19 protein-coding genes are annotated in these 25,388 nt (G+C 42.6%); 11 read left to right on the top strand and 8 right to left on the bottom strand.

The window, feature by feature from the left end; translation table 11 throughout:
• Positions 1-71 precede the first annotated feature (71 nt).
• The 3 genes from addB (at position 72) to trpB (ending at position 8,589) form a co-directional block, all read left to right on the top strand.
• Entirely contained in the window at positions 72-3,569 is a 3,498-nt protein-coding gene (gene addB, locus LQ188_RS15650; RefSeq protein ID WP_230177352.1) for a helicase-exonuclease AddAB subunit AddB, read from the top strand.
• A complete protein-coding gene (addA, locus tag LQ188_RS15655) occupies positions 3,562-7,296 on the top strand; it encodes a helicase-exonuclease AddAB subunit AddA (protein ID WP_230177353.1) in 3,735 nt (1,244 codons plus the stop codon). Before addB ends, addA begins: the two co-directional genes overlap by 8 nt.
• Before the next feature lie 129 nt (positions 7,297-7,425).
• Positions 7,426-8,589, top strand: a complete 1,164-nt coding sequence (gene trpB / locus LQ188_RS15660) for a tryptophan synthase subunit beta (RefSeq protein ID WP_230177354.1) — start codon at positions 7,426-7,428, stop codon at positions 8,587-8,589.
• 45 nt (positions 8,590-8,634) lie between these two features.
• On the opposite strand, the gene LQ188_RS15665 is transcribed toward trpB, so the two are convergent.
• From LQ188_RS15665 to LQ188_RS15690, 6 genes are all read right to left on the bottom strand, one after another.
• Positions 8,635-8,853, bottom strand: a complete 219-nt coding sequence (locus LQ188_RS15665) for a spore germination protein (RefSeq protein WP_095391926.1) — start codon at positions 8,851-8,853, stop codon at positions 8,635-8,637.
• Between the two features lie 21 nt (positions 8,854-8,874).
• A complete protein-coding gene (locus LQ188_RS15670; protein ID WP_230177355.1) occupies positions 8,875-9,282 on the bottom strand; it encodes a spore germination protein GerPE in 408 nt (135 codons plus the stop codon).
• 5 nt (positions 9,283-9,287) lie between these two features.
• Positions 9,288-9,467 (bottom strand): hypothetical protein, encoded by a 180-nt coding sequence (locus tag LQ188_RS15675; protein ID WP_034314611.1) that lies wholly within the window; start codon positions 9,465-9,467, stop codon positions 9,288-9,290.
• Entirely contained in the window at positions 9,457-10,068 is a 612-nt protein-coding gene (gerPC, locus tag LQ188_RS15680; protein ID WP_101224150.1) for a spore germination protein GerPC, read from the bottom strand. The genes LQ188_RS15675 and gerPC overlap by 11 nt, the downstream gene beginning before the upstream one ends.
• A gap of 83 nt (positions 10,069-10,151) precedes the next feature.
• The gene (locus LQ188_RS15685; RefSeq protein ID WP_101224149.1) at positions 10,152-10,358 is read right to left on the bottom strand and encodes a spore germination protein GerPB; all 207 of its coding nucleotides are present in this window, start codon (positions 10,356-10,358) and stop codon (positions 10,152-10,154) included.
• Positions 10,359-10,379: 21 nt separating this feature from the next.
• On the bottom strand, positions 10,380-10,601 hold the full coding sequence (locus LQ188_RS15690) for a spore germination protein (RefSeq protein WP_063577089.1): 222 nt from the start codon (positions 10,599-10,601) through the stop codon (positions 10,380-10,382).
• Positions 10,602-10,823: 222 nt separating this feature from the next.
• On the opposite strand from LQ188_RS15690, the gene LQ188_RS15695 reads away from it, so the two are divergent.
• The 4 genes from LQ188_RS15695 to LQ188_RS15710 all read left to right on the top strand — a co-directional run bounded on the left by LQ188_RS15695 (position 10,824) and on the right by LQ188_RS15710 (position 15,691).
• Positions 10,824-12,416 (top strand): long-chain-fatty-acid--CoA ligase, encoded by a 1,593-nt coding sequence (locus tag LQ188_RS15695; protein WP_230177356.1) that lies wholly within the window; start codon positions 10,824-10,826, stop codon positions 12,414-12,416.
• A 315-nt stretch (positions 12,417-12,731) separates the two neighbouring features.
• Positions 12,732-14,006: an MFS transporter gene (locus LQ188_RS15700; RefSeq protein ID WP_101224438.1), complete on the top strand. Its 1,275-nt coding sequence runs from the start codon at positions 12,732-12,734 to the stop codon at positions 14,004-14,006.
• 31 nt (positions 14,007-14,037) lie between these two features.
• Positions 14,038-15,216: a DUF418 domain-containing protein gene (locus LQ188_RS15705; RefSeq protein WP_230177357.1), complete on the top strand. Its 1,179-nt coding sequence runs from the start codon at positions 14,038-14,040 to the stop codon at positions 15,214-15,216.
• A 133-nt stretch (positions 15,217-15,349) separates the two neighbouring features.
• Positions 15,350-15,691, top strand: a complete 342-nt coding sequence (locus tag LQ188_RS15710) for a YisL family protein (protein ID WP_101224146.1) — start codon at positions 15,350-15,352, stop codon at positions 15,689-15,691.
• 57 nt (positions 15,692-15,748) lie between these two features.
• Here the strand turns inward: LQ188_RS15710 and LQ188_RS15715 are convergent, their stop codons facing one another.
• On the bottom strand, positions 15,749-16,315 hold the full coding sequence (locus LQ188_RS15715) for a DUF2777 domain-containing protein (protein ID WP_020018810.1): 567 nt from the start codon (positions 16,313-16,315) through the stop codon (positions 15,749-15,751).
• A gap of 286 nt (positions 16,316-16,601) precedes the next feature.
• On the opposite strand from LQ188_RS15715, the gene asnB reads away from it, so the two are divergent.
• Complete coding sequence (asnB, locus tag LQ188_RS15720; RefSeq protein WP_230177358.1) at positions 16,602-18,449, top strand: asparagine synthase (glutamine-hydrolyzing); 1,848 nt, start codon at positions 16,602-16,604, stop codon at positions 18,447-18,449.
• 42 nt (positions 18,450-18,491) lie between these two features.
• Here the strand turns inward: asnB and LQ188_RS15725 are convergent, their stop codons facing one another.
• Entirely contained in the window at positions 18,492-20,243 is a 1,752-nt protein-coding gene (locus LQ188_RS15725) for a glycoside hydrolase family 13 protein (RefSeq protein ID WP_230177359.1), read from the bottom strand.
• A 366-nt stretch (positions 20,244-20,609) separates the two neighbouring features.
• On the opposite strand from LQ188_RS15725, the gene LQ188_RS15730 reads away from it, so the two are divergent.
• From LQ188_RS15730 to LQ188_RS15740, 3 genes are all read left to right on the top strand, one after another.
• Entirely contained in the window at positions 20,610-21,863 is a 1,254-nt protein-coding gene (locus tag LQ188_RS15730) for an extracellular solute-binding protein (protein ID WP_230177361.1), read from the top strand.
• A gap of 149 nt (positions 21,864-22,012) precedes the next feature.
• Entirely contained in the window at positions 22,013-23,548 is a 1,536-nt protein-coding gene (locus LQ188_RS15735) for an alpha-amylase family glycosyl hydrolase (RefSeq protein WP_230177363.1), read from the top strand.
• A gap of 79 nt (positions 23,549-23,627) precedes the next feature.
• Positions 23,628-25,277 carry an alpha-glucosidase gene (locus tag LQ188_RS15740; RefSeq protein WP_230177365.1) on the top strand — a complete coding sequence of 550 codons (1,650 nt, stop codon included), beginning with the start codon at positions 23,628-23,630 and terminating at the stop codon, positions 25,275-25,277.
• Positions 25,278-25,388 lie beyond the last annotated feature (111 nt).

The raw sequence follows: 25,388 nt of genomic DNA on the forward strand, positions 1-25,388 counted from the left end.
ACCTAGTCATAAAGACGAAAGTATTTCTGGTATGATGGGTCTAGATATTATGTTGTAAGGGGGAAAAAGAGATGTCACTCCGTTTTTTACTGGGAAGATCGGGTGCAGGGAAAACTTCGAATATATTGGACGAAATCCGCTCCAAATTGGCAGAAGATCCCGAAGGAAATCCAATTATCTACCTCGTTCCTGATCAGATGACGTTTCTATCTGAATATAAATTAATTAAAACACCAGGCCTTGCCGGAATGCTCCGGACACAGGTTTTCAGTTTTAGCAGGCTTGCATGGCGCGTCCTTCAGGAAACCGGGGGGATGAGCCGGCTGCATTTGGACAGTGTCGGCGTCAATATGTTGATAAGGAAGATAATGGAAGATAAAAAGGAAGAGTTAAAGATGTTTCGTCGATCTGCTGATAAACAGGGGTTCATTGCACAGATGGAGCTAATGCTGGCCGAGTTCAAGCAGTATTGCATCCAACCTGATGACATTCAAAACTATTTGCAAGAAACCTCACAGGCAGGCAGCGGCATTCAGGATAAACTGCATGATCTTGAATTGGTCTATCAGGCTTTTGAGGATGAAATGGTCAACAAATATTTAGATTCCGAAGACTATTTCACCTTGCTGATCGAGAAAATGCCAGAGTCTTCATATATAAGGAATGCGGATATATACATCGATGGTTTTTATAGCTTGACTCCACAGGAATTATTGATTGTGGAAGAAATGATGAAGCTGTGCAGGAGTGTAACGATCTCACTGACGTTAGATCAGCCCTACAGGCAATATGCCCCGGATGATTTGCAGCTGTTCAGGCAAACGGGTAATCTTTATCATCACCTTTATCAGGCTGGATTGAGGAATGGCATACCGATTTCAGAAGATCGAATCTTAAAAGGGACGGAAAGGTTTGGAAAGAGTCCAGGGCTGAATCACCTGGAAACTCATTTTGCCATTCGTCCTGCACAAACGTTTGAGCAGTCACCTGATGTAACGATCGCCCAGGCAGTTAACCGCAGAGCTGAGATTGAAGGAGTTGCCCGGGACATCTTGTCGCTGGTCAGACAGAAACAGCACCGTTTCCGTGATATTGCGATTTTAGTCCGTAATGGGGAAGCATACGCAGATATTTTACAAACCGTTTTTCGGGATTATCAAATACCCTTGTTCGTCGATTCCAAACGGACGATGCTGAATCATCCTCTGATTGAACTGATTCGTTCCACTTTGGAGATCATCAATGGCTATTGGCGTTATGAGCCGGTATTTCGTGCAATCAAGACGGAGCTTCTATTTCCGCTGCAAAAAAATCATGATAGGATGCGCGAACAGGTTGATAAGCTGGAGAACTATGTGCTGGCCCGCGGCATTAAAGGAAGCAGGTGGACGTCCAAAGAACGTTGGACCTACAGGCGCTTCCGCGGCCTGGAACTCGAGGACCGGAACCAAACGGATAAGGAAATGAAGCTTGAGCAAGAGTTGAATGAGATGAAGCAATTATTTACCGAGCCCATCTTGAAGCTCTCAAAACGTGTTAAAAAGGCTGCTAATGGCAGGGAATTGTGTGAAGCACTTTATCTATATCTTGAAGAATTGCATGTGCCGGAAAAATTGGAAAAGCTAAAACTAGAGGCAGAAGAAGCAGGTGATTTGGTATCGGCAAGAGAGCATGAGCAAACTTGGAATGCGGTTGTCGACCTATTGGACCAATTCGTTGAACTGCTGAGCGGGGAAGAGCTCTCCATGAAACAGTTTGCAGTAATTATTGAAGCTGGTCTGGAATCTCTTGAATTTTCTTTGGTACCGCCGGCAATTGACCAAGTGTTGGTCGCTAATCTAGATTTATCCCGCCTGGATGATGTGAAGACAGCTTTTGTTATCGGCCTGAACGAAGGGGTTTTGCCAGGAAAAGCTGTATCTGACGGAATTTTTTCAGATAGTGATCGTGATGTGCTGCTGGCTGGCGGACTTGATGTTGCCCCAAGTTCAAAAGTGCGCCTGCTGGATGAGGAGTTCACAGCGTACAAAGCATTCACTACGCCTGCTGAGGCACTTTATTTATCATATCCGCTTGCCGATGAGGAAGGAAAGGCTCTTTTACCCTCATCCTATTTAAAACGGGTAAGGGACGTATTGCCTAACGTTTCCGAAGTGTATTATATGAACGATCCGTCCGATCTGCCTGCTGAGGAACAGGTGAAATATGCTGCGAATCATGATGTGGCACTATCGTACCTGGCTGCCCAATTGCAGCTGAAAAAAAGAAACTATCCAATCCATTCACTATGGTGGGATGTGTATAATGCCATTATTGATGATGAAAGGGCCGGTCCTTCAGCAACTAAGGTTTTATCGAGCCTTTTTTATCAAAATAGGACAAAGAAATTATCTGAGGAAACTAGTAAGCAATTATACGGTGAGAGCATTCTTACGAGTGTATCCAGGATGGAAATGTTCAATAGCTGCCCGTTTTCCCATTATGCCGCTCATGGCTTGAAATTGAGGGAACGGCAAATTTTCCGTTTGGATGCACCGGATATAGGCGAGATGTTCCATGGAGCGTTGAAAATGATTTCCGATTACTTGAAGGAACATAATATACCTTGGTCTACATTGACTTCGGAACAATGCTTGGAGCTGGCCAGAATTGCCGTGGAGAGACTTGCTCCTAAACTCCAAAATCAAATCTTGTTAAGTACGAACCGCCATCACTATTTACGCAGGAAACTGGAACACGTGATTGGACGGGCCTCGATCGTATTAAGTGAACATGCAAAGGTGAGCGGTTTTGCTCCAATCGGATTAGAACTCGGATTCGGAAAAAATGGCGAGCTGCCACCACTATCTTTCACATTGAAAAACGGTACGAAGATGGAATTGGTCGGGCGAATCGACCGCGTGGATAAAGCGGAAGAAGATGAGGGTGTCTATTTGCGTGTGCTCGATTATAAGTCGAGTGAAAAGGAACTGAACATGAGTGAAGTATATTATGGACTCGCGCTGCAGATGTTGACATACCTTGATATCGTCGTCACCCATTCCAAGTCGCTTATTGGAAAAGAAGCGATCCCTGCCGGGGTTTTATATTTTCATGTGCATAATCCCGTTGTCAAATCAAAGGGAATGCTCAGCTTGGATAAAATTGAAGAAGAAATCTATAAAAGTTTTAAAATGAATGGACTTGTACTGGATCATTCAAATGTCATTCAAATGATGGATACTTCACTTGATATTGAAAATCCTGGTAAGTCGGATATCATTCCAGCTGGATTTAAAAAGGACGGATCGCTCCTTGCGGCTTCCAAAGTTGCCAGCAGGGAAGAGTTTTCGCTCCTGAATCATCATGTGCGCCGTATTTATCAGGAGGCTGGTGATCGAATTGTCGATGGTGATGTGGATATAACACCATACAAATTAAAGGAAAAAACGCCGTGTACCTTCTGTTCCTTTAAATCTGTATGCCAATTCGACCAGTCACTGGAGGAGAACCAATTCAGGAATTTGACACAGAAAAAACAAAATGACGTTCTTGAGCTATTAAGGGGGGAGGGGGAGAGCGATGAGTAAAACGAAAATTCCTGCTCTGCCAGGAGACGTGACTTGGACGGAAGATCAATGGAAGGCGATATGGGCTAAAGATCAGGACATTCTGGTAGCGGCCGCAGCAGGCTCAGGGAAAACAGCGGTGCTGGTCAACCGGATCATTCAAAAAGTCATTTCAGAAGAAGAACCAATCGATGTTGATGAACTGCTCGTCGTTACATTCACAAATGCCTCGGCTGCCGAAATGCGTCATCGGATAAGTGAGGCATTAGAAAAAGCGATCAATGATAATCCGCATTCACAGCATTTGCGTAAGCAATTGAGCTTGATTAATCGTGCTTCGATTTCCACACTTCATTCTTTTTGTTTAGAGGTGATCAGGAAGTATTATTATCTGACGGATATCGACCCGGGCTTCCGGATTGCAGATTCTACGGAGATCCAGCTGCTTCGTGATGAAGTGATGGAAGAGCTTTTCGAGGAGCAGTATGGGCAAAGTGATAATGAAGAGTTCTTTAATTTGGTTGATGCTTTCACTAGCGATCGAAACGATGATGCACTTCAGAATATCGTTCGATCGCTGCATGATTTTTCGCAATCGAATCCAGACCCGGACCGCTGGCTTGATGGTGCCGCCAGTATGTATGAGCTGGCAGATGATGATGGGATTGATGATCTTTCGTTTATCGATTCATTGAAGTTCGATATTGGTTTACAATTGGACACCTCCAGAGATTTATTGGAACGCTCGCTTGCGTTGACAAAAATCCCTGGGGGACCGGCACCAAGGGCTGAAAACTATTTAGCCGATCTTGCCGTGGTTGCTAAACTTTCGGAAGTGAAGGACCAATCCTGGAATGCACTTTATGAGGAAATCCAAAACGTGAAATTCGGGACGGCAAAACGCCTTACCGGTGCAGATTTTATCAAGGAAGTTGCTGATGAGGCTACCAAGTACCGGGATAAGGCCAAGAAGATCATCAAATCGTTACAGGAAGAGTTATTTTCCCGGAAACCGGAAAGCTACCTACGGGATATAAGGGAGCTCAAGGGTTATGTCGATACACTTGTAATGCTTGTTAAACGGTTTGATGAAAGGTTCTTTGCTGCAAAAGCAGAAAAGAACTTGGTGGATTTCGCCGATTTGGAACATTATTGTCTACAAATTTTGACAGGGGAAATGGTGGAGGGTGAACGAAAGCCCTCAGCGGCAGCCATTGAATACAGGAACCAGTTCAAAGAGGTACTAGTGGATGAATATCAGGATACTAACCTGGTTCAGGAATCCATTTTAAAACTTGTGACGGCCGACGGCGAATATGATGGGAATCTTTTCATGGTAGGCGATGTCAAGCAGTCCATTTACCGGTTCAGGCTTGCGGAACCGAATCTCTTCCTTGGAAAATACACACGTTTTACCCATGATGGTGTTGATTCCGGACTGAAAATTGATTTAAACCGCAATTTCCGGAGCCGAAAGGAAGTTCTCGATGGGACCAATTTCTTGTTTCAACAGTTGATGGGCATTACTGTCGGTGAGATTGATTATGATGAAGATGCCCAATTGAAAAAAGGCGCCCCATATCCCGAAGACGATCCAAACCCGATCGAACTCCATTTAATTGACGGAACAGCCGACCCGGAAGCTCATTCTGAAATGGAAGGATCGGAAGGCGGGTTTGAGGCCGAGGAGCTTGAAAAAGCGCAGCTCGAAGCAAGGCAAATGGCAAAGCTCATTAAAAAGGCTATAAGCGAAAAGCATCGGATATATGATACGAAAACCAAAAAGTACCGATCTGCCACTTATCGGGACATGGTCATTCTTCTTCGTTCGATGCCATGGGCACCGCAAATCATGGAGGAATTAAAAAAACAAGGAATTCCAGTCTATGCCAATTTGTCGACAGGGTATTTTGAAGCGACCGAAGTGGCCATCATGATTTCCCTATTGAAGGTGATTGATAATCCGCAACAGGATATCCCATTGGCATCCGTTCTCCGTTCACCCATCGTCGGATTGGATGAAGAAGAGATGTCACAGGTGCGTTTATTCCATACAGGGAGCTACTATGAAGCGCTAGCTGATTTTTACAGAAAGAGTGACCCGGAAGAACATCCGGGGCTTTATGAAAAGGCCACTGCTTTTTATAAAAAACTAGTGACGTGGAGAAAGCTTGCCAGGCAGGAGGCATTATCAGACTTGATCTGGCTGCTATACCGCGAAACGCAGTTTTATGATTTTGCAGGTGGGATGCCGGGCGGAAAACAGCGTCAGGCCAATTTAAGAGCGCTGTATGACAGGGCAAGGCAATATGAAGCAAGTTCTTTCCGCGGTTTGTTCCGTTTCTTGCGTTTCATAGAAAGGATGCAAGAACGTGGAGATGATTTAGGGGCAGCTCGTGCTTTAGGGGAACAGGAAGATGTAGTCCGGCTGATGACGATTCACTCGTCAAAGGGGCTTGAGTTCCCGATCGTGTTCATTGCCGGTCTTTCCAAGCAATTCAATATGATGGATTTACGCAAGCCCTATTTACTGGATAAGGATTATGGCTTTGCGGCAAAGTATGTGAATTCCGAATTACGGATAACTTATCCATCCCTCCCTCAATTGGCCTTTAAGAAAAAAAAGCAGCTTGAATTAATTGCCGAGGAGATGCGTGTCCTCTACGTGGCTCTAACGAGGGCTAAGGAAAAGCTTTATTTGATTGCCAGTATCAATGATGCAGAAAAGATGCAGCAAAACTGGGAAAGTAATGCGGCACATGGAGATTGGCTATTGAAGGACTATGTACGGGCAGGTGCAAAAAGTTATCTTGATTGGATTGGTCCATCCCTTGTCCGGCATCGGGATTCTCTTGGGGCTGCAGGTCTTGGCTTGGAAATGGAGTCGCACCCATCGAATTGGTCCATTTCGGTCATTCCAAGTGAAGAGCTTGCTGTTCTGGATGAGGAAGAGGCACTGGTTCAAGAGCAAATGCTTGAACATGTCCAGAAATCGGAGAAGGTTGATATCGTTTCTGAGTTTTATGATGATATCAAGGAACAGCTCGAGTGGGAGTACCCCGAGCATGAGGCAACGGTGTATCGTTCCAAGCAATCCGTTTCTGAATTAAAACGTCAATATGAACTCAAGGACGAGCAAAGCTCCACAGAGCTGTTGCGTAAATTTAAGCGGCCTATCACGAAGCGGCCGACTTTCATGCAAGAAAAGTCACTGACTCCTGCTGAAAGGGGTACGATTACACATTTAGTCATGCAGCATATTGATTTATCAAAAGAGGTTACCATTCAGTCGATTCAGGAACTGATGGTTGACTTGATTCAACGTGAGCTGTTGACGGAGGAACAGAAAGAAGCTGTGGACCCTGAGACGATCGTCGATTTCTTTGACAGTGAAATCGGGCAAAGAATGCTAGAGGCCGTGAACCTTCGCCGTGAAGTGCCATTTACGATGTCGCTGCCTGCAAAGGAAGCTTACAGCGATTGGGCAGCTGGAGATGAAGAGATCCTAATCCAAGGTGTAATTGATTGTATCTTTGAGGATGAACAAGGTCTTGTGCTTCTCGATTATAAAACGGATACAATCACCGGTCGTTTTGCCAGCGGGTATGAAGGGGCTAAAGAGATTCTTGCCGATCGATACCGGATGCAGCTTCAGCTTTATACGCGGGCTGTTGAAGGGATAATGAATAAGAAGGTAACCGGCCGTTACTTGTTTTTCTTTGACGGCTCGCATTTATTGGAAGTATAAGAGAGAAGGAGTGTCCCATTGATGTGGGACGCTTCTTTTTGGATAAATAAACAGAATAGTTTGAAAAGGTATAAATGCTTACTATATACTAGTGGAGAAAAATACCTTTTTAAAGGAGTAGAGAAGAGTATGACGAGTGAGATTAAGAGCAAGGGATACTTTGGTGAGTTCGGCGGAAGCTTTGTACCGGGTGAACTTCAGGAAGTAATGGATATTTTAGAAACGGAATTCCTGAAATATAAGGATGACCACGAATTCATTGAGGAGTTTAAATATTATCTGAAAGAATATGTAGGACGCGAAAACCCGTTAACACTTGCAAAGAATTTAACGAAAAAGGTTGGCGGGGCAAAAATATACTTGAAGCGTGAAGATCTGAACCATACAGGTGCTCACAAAATTAATAATGCGATCGGCCAAATCCTGCTCGCTAAACGGATGGGTTCTAAACGAGTCATCGCAGAAACTGGCGCTGGGCAGCATGGTGTGGCGACTGCGACTGCATGTGCGATGTTTGGCATGGAATGTGTGATTTATATGGGTAAGCTGGATACGGAGAGGCAGGCATTGAATGTCTTTCGGATGGAATTGTTGGGGGCAAAAGTCGTAGCGGTCGAAAAGGGACAGGGTCGATTGAAGGATGCCGTTGATGAGGCATTGAATGATTTGGTGCAAAACTATGAAAATACTTTTTACTTGCTTGGTTCAGCAGTGGGACCACACCCATATCCAACGATCGTTAAACATTTCCAATCAATCATAAGTGAAGAATCAAAACGCCAAATCCTTGAAAAGGAAGGAAAACTGCCAACTGCCATCATTGCTTGTGCAGGAGGGGGAAGTAATGCGATCGGTGCTTTTGCTCATTATATTGATGAAGACAATGTCCGTTTAATTGGTGTAGAGCCAATTGAAGCCCCAAGTATTTCGCAAGGTGTCCCGGCAGTATTGCACGGATTCAAAAGTTTGACGTTAGTGGACGAACAAGGAGAGCCAAAACCGACATTCTCCATAGCTGCCGGTTTGGATTACCCGAGCGTGGGGCCCGAGCATAGTTTTTTGAAAGAAAGCGGACGAGCGGAGTATGTGTCGGTAAAAGGGGAAGAAGCCCTTGAGGCTTTTCAGGTATTATCCAAAACAGAGGGAATCATTCCTGCTCTCGAAAGCTCACATGCTCTAGCTCACGCCATGAAGCTCGCAAAAGAGTTAACAAGAGATGATATACTGATCGTTAATTTATCAGGCAGGGGAGACAAAGATGTCGAGCAAGTATTCAACATGTTAGAAAAATAGGCCGAATTTAAAAGCCTCCCTGGAAATGGGAGGCTTTTTCTATAACTAATTATTCCCTGTAATGGGCTGGTCGACCCCATTGACATCAAGGACATTGCTACCGTTCAGGCCATTGGCCGTAAAAACGATTGCAGCCGTGTTCCCTGAGCCGGATCCGCTAACGGATTTGGAGGAAGACTTAGGGGAAATGACGGCGCAATCACCGAATAACAGGTTTCCTTGAGCGACATTAAATACTTGAACTGGGCCGATAATGGCGGGCATATGAACCCCTCCTTTAAAAGTTTAAGTGTTGTTGGTTGAATCCTCGATTGGCGTCTCTTCGGGTTTTTTAGGAACCTCCCGAATATGTTTCACTCTTGATTCCATACGTGCATGGCCTACGTTCCCCACACCAACCACAGATGAGGAAGATATCCCGATAATATTGATATTGCCGACCCGTATGAAGGGATTCGGATTTGAAAAACTTGATATCACGGGTTCATTCAATCTCGGGATATAAAGTGGTTTCTTAAAAATGTCATAGTTTTCGAAATGAATATCGACTGAATGGAAAGTTTCACTTTTCTTCTGAACCGCTATAGCCAGGGCATTTCCATCTATAAATGAAGTATCCCCGATTTGCAGGGTGGAGCTGAATGATACCGTGTCGGATAATAAAGATTTTACTTTTGATATTCTTGAAAACATGATATTTATCCTTCTGGAGAAAGAGGTACGAATGGCCCGATGATAAGGGATTCTGGCGGGGTATCGAATGCTGAGGATAGTTGGACCGTTTGTACATCCCCTATGAGAAATAAGGCAGAGCTTGCTACACCGGTAATTTTAATATCTCCTACACAAAGCTGGTGATTGGTTACATTAAACTCCATTTGGATTTCCTCCTGTCTCGGCTTGTGAATGGGTAATGAATTGTAATAATGCAGTTTGAATATCGGATTTCACCTTTTCCCTGATCTTTTCCTTGATATTATCCCTTTGCTGCGGAGCACGTTCCGCGTAAGAAAGATTATCAAAATACATATTGATCCGTTGATGAAGCTGGCGCTCGACGTCTTGTTTAATGAAGTCATGATAAGAGGGTTCCAATGATATTTTCAGCTGGGTTTCCGCATCGTTGATCATATTTTCCAAGTCTGAAAGTATATCGTTTTGAATCTCCTGGACGACGATTTCCCTGCCTGGAAATAGGTTAGGTGCTGGTTGGACGGCTTGGTTGTTGACGGCAAATTCATCAATGTTGTTAAGGTCAGTTGGATTTAAACCAATATTCAATGTTCCATCTAAAGATTCGACCTTTAGCTGATCGAATTTATATTCAATTTTATCCACATGGATTGGCGGTTTATTTTTTAGCTCGGCAATTTCATCTGTCAGGCGTTTGAGTTCGTGTTCAAGTTTCATGATCCGTTTATCCTGGGCTTCAAGGAAACGCTGCATTTGTATGGAATATGAATAGAGATCCTGATTCACGATTCAACACCCCACCTTCACAATAAGTTAATTTCATATAAGACAGTATATGAAAAAGTTGGAGGTAGGTGAATGCCTATGAACTAGGAGGGTGTAAATGGGACGAAACTGGTCGATGGGATTACATCTGCTTCAATTTCGGGAGCAGGCTCAGTGAATCCACCGGTATTGGCTAATGTGGAATATGGTTTGATCACCCCGGCACTTCCTATTTGAAAAACGGATGAATTGGCGATGCTTTCAATTTTTATCATATTGATTTGTATGGTCTGGTGAATATTGAAGATCATGCTGACTCCTTTCTTAAAACATTAGAGATTTAAGACCAGTGGCTGATCAACACCATCTGTATCATTTGTATTCGTGGTGCTATAGGCATTATAGAGGGATATGGATTCACCCGTATTAAACGAGCCAGCACCTGCAAACGTTTTTGAGGTGGAATAGGGACTAATTTTAAAGACGTCACCAATATGGACAATTCCACTGCTACCGACGTTGATGACTTGAACGACTCCTACGATGGCCGGCAAGAAAATCACCCTTTTTTTATTCTGGTTTTTCCCTGAATCTCAGGCATGAGCCTAGCGCTGAAGGGAGTTTCAATGTATTGTATGTTGACTGATGATTGATGTGATTCATCTGCCTATCAATATATTGTTATATAACACTGGTGGATATTATTGAAATGTTATAAACAGATATGGTAATATAATGCTAATTCAGAATTTTCAAATAAAACTAGAGGTGAGGAAATGAATGTACCATTAGTATTATCGCAGTTCTTAGATCGAGCAGCCTTACTATATGGCGATAAGAGAGCCATCATTGGAGATGACAAGGTATTAACCTACGCAGAATTGAACGGCCGTGTAAACCAGCTTTCAAATGGTTTAAGGAATCTTGGAGTCAAAAAGGGTGAAAAGGTGGCATATTTGGCACCTAACTCAATTGAAATGCTTGAAGGCTTTTATGGGGTGTTTCAGCTTGGGGCCGTAATCGTACCCTTGAATATCCGCTTGAAACCTGCAGATTATGTATTCATTTTGAACCACAGCGAGTCAAAGGTCCTTTTCGTAGATCAGGAATTGTATCATCTTATTTCCCCTGTTAAGGATGAACTTGAATCGGTGGAGCACATAATCGTTCATTATAAAGGTGAAGAAATAAATGAAACCGATTACAACCATTGGCTGGAACGTTATGATGACAAGTGCTTTAACCGGGAAACCGTGGATGAAAATGATGTTTCGAGTCTCCTTTATACTAGCGGGACCACAGGGAATCCTAAAGGGGTGATGCTGACTCACCGCAACAACTATTTACATGCCCTGGGTGCGATGCATCATTTCAGGGTCAATGACCGCGATACATATTTGCATGTACTGCCGATGTTCCACGTAAATGGGTGGGGTGCCCCATTTTATTATACGGCAAATGGTGCCACTCAAGTTTGTTTGAGGAAAACCAGCCCCGAAACGATATTTGATGCATTACAAAAGCATAAGGTTTCCATCATGCATATGGCACCAACGGTTCTGAATTCATTGTTTCAGTATTATGAACGGAATGTTCCGAATCTCGAGCAGGATATTCGAATCGTTGTTGCGGGTTCCGCTCCGCCTCCTGCATTCGTTACAAGGGTGGAAAAAGAGTTAGGCTGGGAATTCATCCAAATTTACGGAATGACTGAATCGACACCTGTTAGTCTGATATCGCTGATTCGTTCTGAATTCGATGATCTTTCGGAAAAAGAAAAATACAGGATGAAGGCGAAAGCCGGATATCCCATCATAGGCAGTGAGGTAAAGGTTATCCATGAAAATGGTGAGGAAGTGGCCCATGATGGCGTGGATATCGGGGAGCTCATTGTCCGCAGTCATGGAGTGATGTTAGGTTATTGGAAAAATGAAGAAGCGACAAGCCAGACATTGAGAAATGGATGGCTGCATACAGGGGATATGGCCACCATCGATGAAAATGGCAATGTGGATATCGTTGACCGCAAAAAGGATATCATCATCAGTGGCGGAGAAAATATCTCTTCCATAGAAGTGGAAGGGGTGCTCTACGAGCATCCGGACATTCTTGAAGCGGCAGTCATTGCCGTTCCCCATGAAAAGTGGGGAGAGACGCCGCATGCCTTCATTGTGCCAAAAAGGGGCGTGGAATTAACGGAGGATGATATAAGGACCTTCACACGGGAAAAACTAGCTCACTTCAAATCAGTTACCAGTGTGTCGTTCGTCGATGAGCTTCCGAAAACGGCATCGGGAAAAATACAAAAAATCCATCTCCGTAATGATTACTGGGAATCTAAGGGGAAAACAGGCAGATTCGTCAATTGAAGCTCACTAACGCTGTTCAGAAATGATCAGCGTTTTTTTCTGTTCACCCGTTCGATGGGTTTCATATTAAGCTATGAAGATATCGGACTTGATAAATGAAGATTGCGGGGCCGATATGTTTCCATTCATAAATAAGCCGCAGTAACTCATGCCATTGTTGGATAAGGATGTTCATTCAAGAGCATTGGAATTTGTTTCGATAAAAAGCTTCCTGTTTAACGAGAAAGTGTTACTATTATAAAATATTTCAAATTATTTTGTTTTTCATTTTTTCATCATGTTTATTGTAGGAGTCTTGGATTGTGGGGGAGAGCATTGAAACGTATACATTATAGCTGGGTTATTTTAATCATAACATTCTTCTCGATTATTGTAGCCGGAATCGTTAGGTCATCATCGGGAGTATTCATCGTTCCATTTGAAAATGAGTTCGGGTGGGATCGGTCCGTCATTTCTTTAGCCTTCGCCATAAGTTTGTTTCTTTATGGATTATCGGGTCCATTCATGGCCGCTCTAATTGAAGTGCTTGGATTGAAGAAAATGATGGTATTGGCCATGTCCACTTTATTGGCAGGGATTTTACTCACTTTTTTCATGGAGCATGAATGGCAGCTCATTCTTATCTGGGGAATTATCATTGGATTGGGTTCTGGAGTGTTTTTAACGGTATTGAGCCCATATGTGGCAAATCGTTGGTTCGAAAAGAGGCGGGGACTGGCGGTCGGGATACTCACGGCAAGTACGGCCACAGGTCAGCTCATTTTACTTCCGGTTTTAGCCATCATCATTGAGAATTACTCGTGGAGATGGGCGATTGGATTAATTTTGGTCCTTAGCTTGATCATGCTGGCAATCATCCTTTTGTTCATGAAAAACAATCCGAAGGAAGTGGGCACTCTTCCATATGGATTAGAAGAAGAAAATCAGGAGGCTGTTACAGTCCAAAAGAAGAACCCCATCGCCATGGCCTTTCAGTCGTTGATTGAAGCAGTGAGAGTGAAGGAGTTCTGGTTATTGGCAGGAAGCTTTTTTATATGCGGACTTTCGACGAGCGGGTTGATCGGCACACATTTCATTTCTTACTGCATTAGTTTTGGTTTACCGGTTGTGACGGCAGCATCAATGCTATCTTTCATGGGAATCTTTGATTTGATTGGTACGACTGTATCCGGGTGGTTATCAGATCGTTTTGATAACCGTTGGCTATTGTTTTGGTATTACGCTCTGAGGGGTGCTTCCCTCGTATTACTTCCTTTTGCGCTAAATGAAGGCTCAATTGGCCTATTGATCATCTTTTCCGTTTTTTATGGCTTGGATTGGATTGCCACCGTTCCTCCGACCATTAGCATTTCAAGGCAAGTCTTTGGCATGGAGAAAAGCGGGATCGTATACGGGTGGATATTCGCGGCCCATCAGGTCGGTGCAGCAGTGGCGGCGTATGGTGGAGGGCTTATCTTCAAAATATTCAACTCCTATACATGGGCATTCTTCCTTGCAGGAATCTTTTGCTTATTGGGCAGCTTGTTTGTCATACTGATAAAAAAGCAAAAAGCGGTCACAAAAGTTAAAGATGGTGCAATGGAGTTATAGAAAAGCTGTATGGATGAAAGTGGGTGTACCTATGAAGGGCACGATGGTACCATTGCAGGAAAGTAAAAGGATCGAAAGCATCGATATTTTACGTGGATTAGCCATTTTAGGGATTTTTTTAGTGAATATGCCTTCTTTCCACTCGCCGCTCTTGTACATAGATGGTGCCGAGCGGTGGGCTGGAGGATGGGACAGGATTTTGTATGTATTCAGTGATATTGTCGCACAGGCCAGCTTTTATCCGTTATTTGCCTTTCTGTTCGGTTTCGGGGCGATCATACTGGCTGTAAGGAGTGAAGAAAAGGGTACTTCATTTCCTTTGCTATATATGAAAAGGCTAAGTTTCCTGTTGATACTTGGATGCATTCATGCTTTTTTCATCTGGCATGGGGACATCCTCATTAATTATGCTGTATTTGGGTTTGCCTTTTTGTTTTTTTATAAGATGAGGGGCAGGAATTTAATTCTGCTAGGCTCGGTTTGTTATGTCCTGCCTTTTGCGATATTGAGTTCATTTCTTATAATGAGCATTTTTGAAGGGGATTCGATGGCAATCACGACTGATTCGGAGATGATGAAACAGTCTTTGGAAGCTTATCAATCTGGTACATTTACGGAAATAATGAGTCAAAGGGCGCTGGATTGGTATATGGTGAACAACCCCTTTAATGCCATTATCCTTTTCTTATCGATTTTTCCGTTTTTTTTAATGGGAGCAGGCGTTGCAAAACAAGGCTTTCTTCAAAATCCAACCCAATATAAACGACAATTGAAAACGATATCGATTGTAAGTTTGCTATTGGGGATGTCAATTAAGTTTCTGCCATATGTGACGGTATACCATTTTGGTACGATATTCGTGCAGGATTATTTGGGAGGACCGTTACTTACGGTTTTTTATATCACGGCAATCGCGCTTTTGGCGGAGCGGGCAGGGGCTTCCCGCCTATTACAACCGTTTTCGTATATCGGAAGGATGTCGATGAGCAATTACTTGTTCCAATCGATGGTATGTACGGCCATTTTTTATTCATATGGGCTTGGTTTATATGGATCAGTCTCCTATACGACAGGATTTGTTTTCCTAATAGCCCTGTTTTGCCTGCAAATTCTGCTTTCCTTATTGTGGATGGGTCTGTTTTATTACGGGCCGGTTGAATATATATGGCATTTTTTTACATATGGTAAAAAGCCGGTTATGCGCAAGTAGGGACCAGTTAAGAAGAAATGTAAATGATGTTCATTAAATTGTTGGTTTTACCCATTCAGGTGGGTCCTTAGTTTTGTTTTTTTGTAAAAGCCTATGATATGATGAAATGGAAACTGAACGAGGGGGCAAAAAAATGACACATATGCATATTACAGCTTGGGTTATCGGAATCATTCTTTTCTTTGTCACATATTCGATGCTTAAAGGTGAAAACCCGAAAGCGAAAATGCTACATATGATAACACGGTTGTTCTATCTATTGATTTTCCTTACTGGCGGCATGCTGATCACTGATTTTGGTGCTTACGCAGTAAAAATGATTGTTGGAATCATCGTGATTGCGGCGATGGAAATGGTGCTGGTCCGTACGAAAAAAGGAAAAAGCACAAGTGCCATGTGGACATTGTTTATCGTAGCGCTTGTATTCGTCCTTTATTTAGGACTTTCGCTGCCACAAGGAATGGACTTTTTTTAATACAGAATTATAAACGGGTAAATGAGGAAATCTCATTTACCCGTTTTCTTTTACCCGTTATTGTGAATTCACTTTCTCAATGACGATCCTTTTTCCGGTGTTCAGGGTGAATTCAAAACGATCATGATCCTTTTTCCCGTAAGAAAAGTGGTGCTGAACGAGACAAATTTGGCTCTCGTTATCAAAGGTGAAGAAATTCACGCCGGACTGGTTTGGGACTGCCCTTAAAAAGGTGAGCTGGTTATAGCTATATATACAATCATAAATAGAAAAATCAAGTGAATTCAATGTCGTTACAAATTGGAAAAAAGAATCGTCGTTCAATTCTTCCAATAAACGTTCAAAAGAGTAGAGCAGTTTTTTGCGTATCCGAATGGGCTCATTTTCCCTTAAGAAGGTGATTTCCCGATGAAGCAGGATTTTCCCCTCTTCTTCAATTACTCCTTGCTGCCAGCGCCCACCCCTGTAAACTTCGATGATGCTGTCAACGTGGTCTTCAATGGAGCAGGCCTCATCTGTTTCATCATCGAAAAAAATCCATTGTTGATTGATATTTTCCACTGTTCCTTCGGTAAAAGCTCTTGTTTGCCTGTTCATTAACTTAGTTCGTTGTTGCTGACTCATACATATACCTCCAATAGTGGAATCCTCACCTACTTTTTAGTCAAAATCCAATGAAAATATAACTGTATATTTTAAAATATTATGGACAAATAACCATCTTTCCGTCTTTGCATAGGCTATGTTTAAACACGGGATGCTTTGCTCAACAATTCATTAACGACGCCGGGCGTTGTGGGCAGGGGGTTCCTACGGAATGCTGCTGAGCGATACTTAGGGACTGTAAATCTTTTTAAGACAGGGAGCCAATATATTTTTGATAGTCCGGATAGAAAGGATGAAGTGTAAAATGTGTGGGATAACAGGCTGGGTGCATTTTCAAAAAGATTTACGGACAAAAACGAAAACGCTGGAAAACATGACAAAAACGTTGGCAAAGCGGGGGCCAGACGAAGAAAATGTTTGGAGCGAAGCCCATGTTGCCTTTGGTCATAAACGGTTAACGGTTGTCGATGCGGAAGGCGGAAAACAGCCGATGACGAAAAATCACGAAAACGGCAGATATACGCTTTGTTATAATGGTGAGCTATATAACACCGAGGATATTCGTAAACAGCTATTATTAAAAGGATATTCCTTTAACGGTCATTCTGATACAGAAGTTTTGCTAACTTCTTATATAGAATGGAAAGAAAAATGCATTGACTTGTTCAATGGGATTTTTGCGTTTGCGATTTGGGATGAAAAGGAACAGAAATTATTCGTTGGAAGAGATCGCATGGGGGTAAAACCATTCTTTTACGCGGAAAGGGACGGCGGGTTCATTTTCGGATCGGAGCTGAAGGCGATTCTGGCCCATCCGGATGTTAAAACGGAGATTGACCGCGAAGGGCTGTCTGAGGTTTTTGGTGTTGGTCCATCCCGAAAGCCAGGTTCAGGCATATTTCATAATATCCAGGAATTAAGGCCTGCCCATGCGCTTACCTTATCAAGGAAAGGCCTCCGGATTTGGAGATACTGGAATGTGAAAAGCGAAGAACACCGGGATACTCTTGATGAGACGGCCGAGAAGGTTCGCTTTCTTGTCGAAGATGCAGTGACGCGGCAACTTGTATCAGATGTTCCGCTGTGTACCTTCTTATCAGGAGGGCTTGACTCAAGCGCGATAACGGCCATTGCTGCAAACGCCTATCAAAAAGAAGGGAAAGGGCCGCTTCATACGTATTCCATTGATTATGAGGATAATGAGCGTTATTTTAAAGCAAATGATTTTCAGCCAAACTCTGATGGGTATTGGATTAAAAAGATGTCGGATAGTTTTAACACGGTACACCATTCATCGATCATCACCCAAGAGCAGTTGACAAATTATTTAACGGAAGCAGTCCTTGTAAGAGACCTCCCAGGCATGGCGGATGTCGATTCTTCCTTACTTTGGTTTTGTAAAGAAATCAAGCGAGATTTTGTCGTAGGCCTGTCCGGTGAATGTGCGGACGAAATTTTTGGCGGTTATCCTTGGTTTCATCGTGAGGATGATTTGAATCGTGCTGGTTTTCCATGGATGAGATCTACGGATGAGCGGGTATCTTTATTGAAAAAGGGATGGCGCGAGAAATTGAAGCTTGAGGAATATGCGCAGGAAGCTTATTTGACCACCCTTGCCGAAACGCCTAAATTGGAAGGCGAAAGCGGTGTAGCAGCAAAGCGAAGAGAGCTTTTCTATGTGAATTTATTATGGTTCATGACGACGCTCCTTGACAGGAAGGACCGGATGAGTATGGGGGCAAGTCTAGAGGTGCGCGTGCCATTTGCCGATCATCGCCTTGTTGAATATGCATGGAACATTCCTTGGGAAATGAAAATGGAAGGCAACCGTGAAAAGGGTATTCTAAGGAAGGCTTTGAAGGGGCTGCTACCGGATGAAGTATTGTATCGTAAAAAAAGTCCATATCCAAAAACCCATAACCCTATATATACAGACCGTGTGCAGACGTGGTTGAAAGACTTACTGATGGATAAAAGTTCGGTGCTGCATGAGTTTTTCGATAAGCAGAAGCTAACCGATATAGTAGATTCCAGGGGTGCCGCTTTTAAAGTGCCGTGGTTCGGGCAATTGATGTCAGGTCCACAGCTGCTCGCTCACTTGGCACAAACCCATGTATGGTTCAAAGAATATGATATCCAGATAATCGAATGAAAAAAACGGGGCGATTTTCATTGCCCCGTTTTTTTCAATGCCTCAATGATTGATTGCGAGAATTTTATATTGATAACCGCTCAATTCAAATTTGCCAACTTGTGTGGTTTCCTTTGTTCTTAAATCCGTTAGTGTACGTCCTTCCAAATCAAAAGGGAGGGTAAAGGATTGCTGGACATCCGTCGGATTGATGAGGACCACGACAGAACGTTTTTCATTATACTTTTGGTAGGCCACGATATTTTCGTTTCCGGCTGTATCAAGGAATTTGAACTTCCCGTCATTGGCAAGTAATCGTTCTTCTTTTCGCAAGTGGATCAATGCCTTAATTTCATTGAGCAGCTCGGTGTTTTGTTTTTCCTCTTCCCAGACCATGCATTTTCGGCACCCTGGATCCATGCCACCGGTTAAGCCGATTTCATCGCCATAGTATATACAAGGGCTGCCATTGAATGTCAGCAGGATTGCGTGGATGAGCTTGGCTCGAGCTAGATCTTCCCCGCAATCCGTGTAAATCCGCGGTGTATCATGACTTCCAAGAAGATTGAATGTCACGTCAAAAACATTGGTCGGATAACTGTGATAGATGGCTGTCATTTCTTCTGTGAACTCGCGTGCTTTGATGGTTTGTGAGGCGACCAGGCGAAAAACTTGGTTGGTGAAAGGGTAATTCATGACGGCATCGAACTGATCGCCGCGAAGCCATGGCATTGAGTCATGCCAAATTTCCCCAAGAATATAAAGGTCAGGCTTTATTTTTTTCACCGTTGTTCGAAATTCACGCCAGAATGGCTGGTCGACTTCATTTGCCACATCGAGCCGCCAGGCGTCTATATCGAACTCCTTGATCCAATAAGCCGAGACTTCGAGCAGATATTCTTTCACCTCCGGATTTGCCGTATTCAATTTTGGCATCGATTCAAAAAAACCGAATGTTTCATAATTGGGCCTTTCCCCTCCCTTAAGAGGGAAGCTGTGTGGGTGGAACCAATCCTTATATTTCGATTTCTCTCCCTTTTCGAGTAAATCCTGAAAAGGGGGGAAATAGTAGCCGCTATGGTTAAAAACGGCATCGAGCATGACCCGGATATTCCGTTTGTGGCATTCGGCTATTAGCGTTTTCAATGTTTCCTTCGTTCCGAATTGCGGATCGATACTCCGATAATCAATCGTATCGTATTTATGATTGGAGTGGGCATGGAAAATCGGCGTAAAATAGATTCCGTTGATGCCGAGATTCTCTAGGTAATCCAAATGTTCAATGATTCCTTCAAAGTCCCCGCCAAAAAAATTATCCACCGCCGGATCTTCACTTCCCCAGGGTTTCACACCTTCCGGATCGTTATCGGGGTTTCCGTTCGCAAAACGTTCAGGGAAAATTTGGTACCAAATTGTATCCTTGACCCATTCCGGTGCCCCGAAAACTTCATTTTGATGTAGATAGGGAATCGCGAAATAGCATCCTGGATCTCGGGGGGCTTCTTTAAAGAAGCCCTTTTCCGTGTAAAATGCACTTTCTTCTTCTGAGGTTACCTTGAACCCATATCGTATTCTTCGGTAAGGAGGTTTCACATAAATATGCCAATAATCATAACGGTTATCGCTGCCTGACAAGCTCATGGGAATTTCTTCATACTGCCATTGACCATTATCTGATATGTATGGATCACCAAAAATCAATCCAACTGAGGAGATATCTTGTTTTTTCGTACGTAGGCGGATATGTAGGGTTTCAGTGTTGATGGGATAGCCGTAATTGTCATTAGGTCTATGGTGTATGGATGAAAATTCCATATAAAACCACTCCAATTCTATAAGTATTTGAGGATGTGAAAAAGGAAACTTTCCAGCTGTTTATGAGGGGGGATCTCTATGAAGCTGCACTAGCCAGGTTAAGTGCTTTTTCAATATGGTTATATACCCTATTTCAATTGAAAGAAGCACTTATTAACTAAAAAATAACAAAAAGTGTTCATCACTACAAGGAAATAAATACACCAAGGAAAATGTTGTAAAAACCAAAGCCGTTCATATAATGATAACAATAGCTTTGGCATCGCTTTCATTAAGTGGCTTTATTTGAAGTACTGAACTGAAAAAACAGTATTATTTGGTGCTTTTGGACATGATAGAATAAACATTTTAAAAAGGAGAATCAAAGTGAAGAAGCTGATTTTTCATTTGTTCATGTCCATGTTTTTGATCGTTAGTGTAAGTGCTTGTGGTTCCAGTTCAGATTTGGAAAATGAAGCAGTGAAAGAAGAAAATAAGGAAAAGGAAGACGAAGCCAGCAATGAAGCGAAGCCGGAAAAATTGATCATTTGGGAGGAAAAAGGTAGAGCGGAGGCCCTAAAGCCGGTGATTGAAGCTTTTGAAAAAGAATATGGAATCAACGTTGAGCATGAAGAGCTTGAAATAGCTACCGAGATGTATGAACGGCTTCGTCGTGATGGGCCAATCGGAAACGGAAAGGCCCCGGATGTCGTAACTTTTTCTCATGAAAGAGTCGGGCAAATCGTGAAGGAAGGCTTAATTCAGGAAGTGAAGGTGGAAGATGAGGTATTGAATGCCTTCATTGAACCTTCAATTAGGGGGGAAATGTATCAAGATAAGGTATTTGGATTGCCGAAATCCGTAAACACATCCGTTTTCTTTTATAATAAAAAATTGATGGCTAAGGCTCCTGAGACGATGAATGGCCTTTATAAAATGGCGAAGGAATTAAGAAAGGGTGACGTTCATGGTTACTACGCCAAATGGAATGGTTTCCATGATTCGTATGGAGTAATCGCTGGAATGGGAGGTTATATATTTAAAGATAAGAATGGGAAACTAGACCCTTCCGACATTGGTTTGAATAATAAGGGTGCCATAAAAGGGGCTGCATACATCCAAAAATGGTATAGGGCGGGTTTGATTCCCAAAGGCGACAAGGCAGCGATCGAAAAGTTGTTCATGCAAGGGAATTTGGCTTCTATCATGAGTGACGGGAACTCATTTACCGAGCGGAAGGATACAGGAATTGCCCCCATGCCTGAATTGCCCAATGGCAAGCCAATGAAAACGTTCATGGAAATCAAAGGCTGGCATGTAACAGCATTCACAAAACATCCTTATTGGTCTACGAAGTTAGTTGAATATTTGACTAATGATGATAATGCAATGCAGCGTTATGATTTAACAGGGGAAATCCCTCCGAATAAATCAATCAAACACAATGCCGCAATCAATGAAAATGAAAGGGCACAAGCCTTAAGCATACAATTACAATACGCTGAACCAGTACCGAATATTCCGGAAATGAATAAGGTATGGGGACCGATGAATTCAGCCATGGATGAAATGACCACTCAAAAAGCAAAACCAAAAAGGGCTTTGGATAAAGCGGTCAAGACGATAAATAAAGAACGTTAATCATGTTCTGCCTTTTTTAATTCAGAAACCATAACCAGTATCCCCAATTTGTCCCTTTAGTGTAAAGTTTTTTATAAATTGGATTTGACGTTAAGGGGTCAAAAGGCTAATCTTAAAGGCGTAAAGAGATAGCTAGGAGGAGAGCGGATATGAGAAAAAGAGTGTTATCACTCGCTTTAATTCCGTTGCTTCTTTTTTACGCCATTCCAGTAGGAGCAGCTGAAAAAGAACAACGAACTTGGAAGGATGAAATCGTATATTCATTATTGGTCGACAGATTTTTCGATGGGAATACTCAAAATAATGGAGATGCGAACGTGAATGACCCTTCCGCGTTTAATGGTGGGGATTTCGAAGGTGTCACGAAGAAACTTAATTATTTAAAAGATATGGGTTATACCGCTATCATTCTTTCACCGATTTTCGCTAACGATGAAAAAGGCTATCATGGCGATTGGGTGGCCGATTTTTATAAAACGGATAAACACTATGGGACAATGAAAGAGTTTAAAAAACTCGTGAATGAGGCACATAAACGTGATATGAAGGTGATCATTGATTTTCAAGCAAATAATGTGGGTCCTGACTCCACTTGGCTGACCGATCAAAAAAAACAAGATTGGTTCCATGAAGAAAAAAAGATTTCCAAGGACGGTAGCCAAACGGATTTGGAAACAGGCTGGGTCGATGGTCTTCCCGATTTGAATCAAGATAATGAGGAAACAAGAAAATATTTACTGGATGCTGCCAAATGGTGGATAACGGAAACCGATATTGATGGATACCGTATAAATAAAGTCCAATACGCTGCGAAGGATTTTTGGAAGGAATTTGTGGATGCAGTTAAATCTGAAAAATCAAATTTCTATACAATCGGCGATGTGCAAGGTGATGCCGAATTGATTTCAAGCTACAAGGAGACGGGTATCGATGCTTTTATGGCTTATCCGCAAAATTCAGAGCTACGGAAAGCATTTGCTGCACCCGATAAAGAATTGAAACCTGTTTTTGATGCGTTTGCGAAAAGCGAAGATAAATTAGGGGGCAATGCCCATCAGGCATTGTTCATGGATACAGAGGGAATGCCCCGGTTTACAAAGGATGCAGCCGACCATAACGAAAATCCAGGTTCCAGATGGAGAATGGCGCTGTCGTATCTTTATACTATGCCAGGGGTGCCAATCGTATTTTATGGTTCGGAAATTGCCTTGAACGGCGATATTGCCCCGGATAATCATAAATTGATGAATTTTAAGACAGAACAGGAATTGGTGGAATATATAACAAAGCTTTCTGACCTCAGAGACATGTACCCAGCATTGAAAAAAGGGGATATGGAGCTTTTATATGAAAAAGGGGGGGCTTCGGTATTCAAGCGTGTATATGGTGAAGAAACGATTGTCGTCGCCATGAACAATACGACTGAAACTCAAACGATAAACCTTACTGATAAGGAGCTTGAAAGCAATAAAGAGTTGAGAGGTATGCTGAATGGGGATCTGGTCCGCAGTAAGGACAACAGCTACTCTATCGTAATCGACAGGGAGACGACAGAAGTCTACACGCTGTCACCTAAGTCGATTATTAATATTCCTTACCTGTTAGTTATAGGATTGGTTCTTCTTATTTTTGGTATATTCATTGCTTTGGTTATTAAGCGTTCAAAACGAAACCAACCAAAATAATCATATGCCTCTCGATTGTCGGTAGCCGCCAAACATTGTCCCTAAGGCTTTGTGGAAAACAGGATCGGGAGGTTACAGCATGAATAAGACCTGGTGGAAAGAAGCGGTTTGCTATCAAATATACCCGCGCAGTTTCATGGATAGTAATGGTGATGGAATCGGGGATATAAAAGGATTGATATCTAAGCTTGACTACCTGCAGGATTTGGGGATAGATGTTATTTGGATTTGTCCATTTTATAAATCTCCCAATGCGGATAATGGCTATGATATTAGTGATTATCAAGCAGTTTCCGATGAATTCGGTTCAATTGAAGATATTGATCTATTATTGAAAGATGTTCATGGACGTGGGATGAAGGTGATACTCGATCTTGTTTTGAATCATACAAGTGATGAGCACCCCTGGTTCGTCGAGTCACGTTCTTCCCGCGATAATCCGAAACGGGATTGGTATATATGGAGGGATGGGCAGGACGGCCGTGAGCCTAATAATTGGGAAAGCATCTTTTCCGGAAGTGCCTGGAAATTCGATGAAAGGACCAATCAATACTATTTACATTTATTTGCCGAAAAGCAGCCAGACTTAAACTGGAAAAATACTGATGTGCGAAAGGCATTATATGAAATGGTCAATTGGTGGCTCGATAAGGGAATCGATGGCTTCCGGATTGATGCGATCACGCATATTCATAAGCGTGAAGGCCTTCCGGATATGCCCAATCCTTATTGGCATCAGTATGTACCTGCGTTTGAAATGCATACCAATCAGGACGGAATTCTGGATTACCTTCAGGAGTTGAAAGAAGAGACTTTCTCTAAGTATGATATCATGACGGTCGGTGAGGCCAATGGCGTCAGGATTGAGCAGGCGGAAGAATGGGTCGGGGAATCGAAGGGGAAGTTCAATATGATCTTTCAATTTGAACATCTAGGGCTTTGGAATAGGGGACAGAATCACGATGTTGATGTTCAAGGGTTAAAGCGCACAATGACCAAATGGCAAAAGGGGCTGAAAAACAAAGGATGGAATGCTTTGTTTTTTGAAAATCATGACCAGCCGAGAAGTGTATCCACCTGGGGAAATGATCAACAATTTTGGTTGGAAAGCGCAAAAATGATAGGGGCCCTATACTTTTTTATGCAAGGGACACCTTTTATTTATCAAGGTCAGGAAATTGGCATGACGAATGTCCAATTTGATTCGATTGATGATTATGATGATGTCGGTATGAAAAACTTCTACCGGATAGAGACCTCGAAAGGTCGTCCTCATGATGAAATCATGAACATTATATGGCATAGCGGCCGTGATAATTCACGAACACCGATGCAATGGAACGATATTGAAAATGGCGGATTCACCCATGGAACACCTTGGATGAGGGTTAATCCAAATTATCGCGCCATTAATGTAGAACAGCAGAAAAATGACCCGTCATCCATTTATCATTTTTATAAAAGGATGATTGAACTTCGAAAAAAACATCAGGTCCTCGTTTATGGGGAATATGAATTGTTATGGGAAGATCATCCTGAACTTTATATTTATACAAGAAGCATGAATGATAATTCAGTCATGGTAATATGTAACTTTAGTATGAATCACCATCAAATCGACCTTTCCTATTGGGGGAAAATGGAACTTTTACTAGCTAATTATGATGATTGCCCTGAGGTATCCCTTATTGATTTACGTCCATATGAAACGAGGATTTATCGTTATTGATTGCTATGGACTTGATTGGAAATTAGCTTAAAACCTATGTAGTTAGTCGTCTGACTTCTTATTTTCCAATACACCTGTCGTTTTTGAAGAAGCTGATCATACATCAGCTTC

This window comes from Peribacillus sp. Bi134 (assembly GCF_918698065.1).
Lineage (GTDB): Bacteria > Bacillota > Bacilli > Bacillales > DSM-1321 > Peribacillus.

Excerpts from the sequence above, each read along its gene's own strand:
- LQ188_RS15735 (WP_230177363.1), top strand. The coding sequence starts at position 22,013 with ATGAGAAAAAGAGTGTTATCACTCGCTTTAATTCCGTTGCTTCTTTTT.
- LQ188_RS15715 (WP_020018810.1), bottom strand. The coding sequence starts at position 16,315 with ATGAGTCAGCAACAACGAACTAAGTTAATGAACAGGCAAACAAGAGCT.
- LQ188_RS15675 (WP_034314611.1), bottom strand. The coding sequence starts at position 9,467 with ATGGAGTTTAATGTAACCAATCACCAGCTTTGTGTAGGAGATATTAAA.
- LQ188_RS15705 (WP_230177357.1), top strand. The coding sequence starts at position 14,038 with ATGAAGGGCACGATGGTACCATTGCAGGAAAGTAAAAGGATCGAAAGC.
- LQ188_RS15695 (WP_230177356.1), top strand. The coding sequence starts at position 10,824 with ATGAATGTACCATTAGTATTATCGCAGTTCTTAGATCGAGCAGCCTTA.
- LQ188_RS15665 (WP_095391926.1), bottom strand. The coding sequence starts at position 8,853 with ATGCCCGCCATTATCGGCCCAGTTCAAGTATTTAATGTCGCTCAAGGA.
- addB (WP_230177352.1), top strand. The coding sequence starts at position 72 with ATGTCACTCCGTTTTTTACTGGGAAGATCGGGTGCAGGGAAAACTTCG.
- LQ188_RS15725 (WP_230177359.1), bottom strand. The coding sequence starts at position 20,243 with ATGGAATTTTCATCCATACACCATAGACCTAATGACAATTACGGCTAT.
- trpB (WP_230177354.1), top strand. The coding sequence starts at position 7,426 with ATGACGAGTGAGATTAAGAGCAAGGGATACTTTGGTGAGTTCGGCGGA.
- addA (WP_230177353.1), top strand. The coding sequence starts at position 3,562 with ATGAGTAAAACGAAAATTCCTGCTCTGCCAGGAGACGTGACTTGGACG.
- LQ188_RS15740 (WP_230177365.1), top strand. The coding sequence starts at position 23,628 with ATGAATAAGACCTGGTGGAAAGAAGCGGTTTGCTATCAAATATACCCG.
- LQ188_RS15670 (WP_230177355.1), bottom strand. The coding sequence starts at position 9,282 with ATGTTTTCAAGAATATCAAAAGTAAAATCTTTATTATCCGACACGGTA.
- LQ188_RS15685 (WP_101224149.1), bottom strand. The coding sequence starts at position 10,358 with ATGATCTTCAATATTCACCAGACCATACAAATCAATATGATAAAAATT.
- LQ188_RS15710 (WP_101224146.1), top strand. The coding sequence starts at position 15,350 with ATGACACATATGCATATTACAGCTTGGGTTATCGGAATCATTCTTTTC.
- asnB (WP_230177358.1), top strand. The coding sequence starts at position 16,602 with ATGTGTGGGATAACAGGCTGGGTGCATTTTCAAAAAGATTTACGGACA.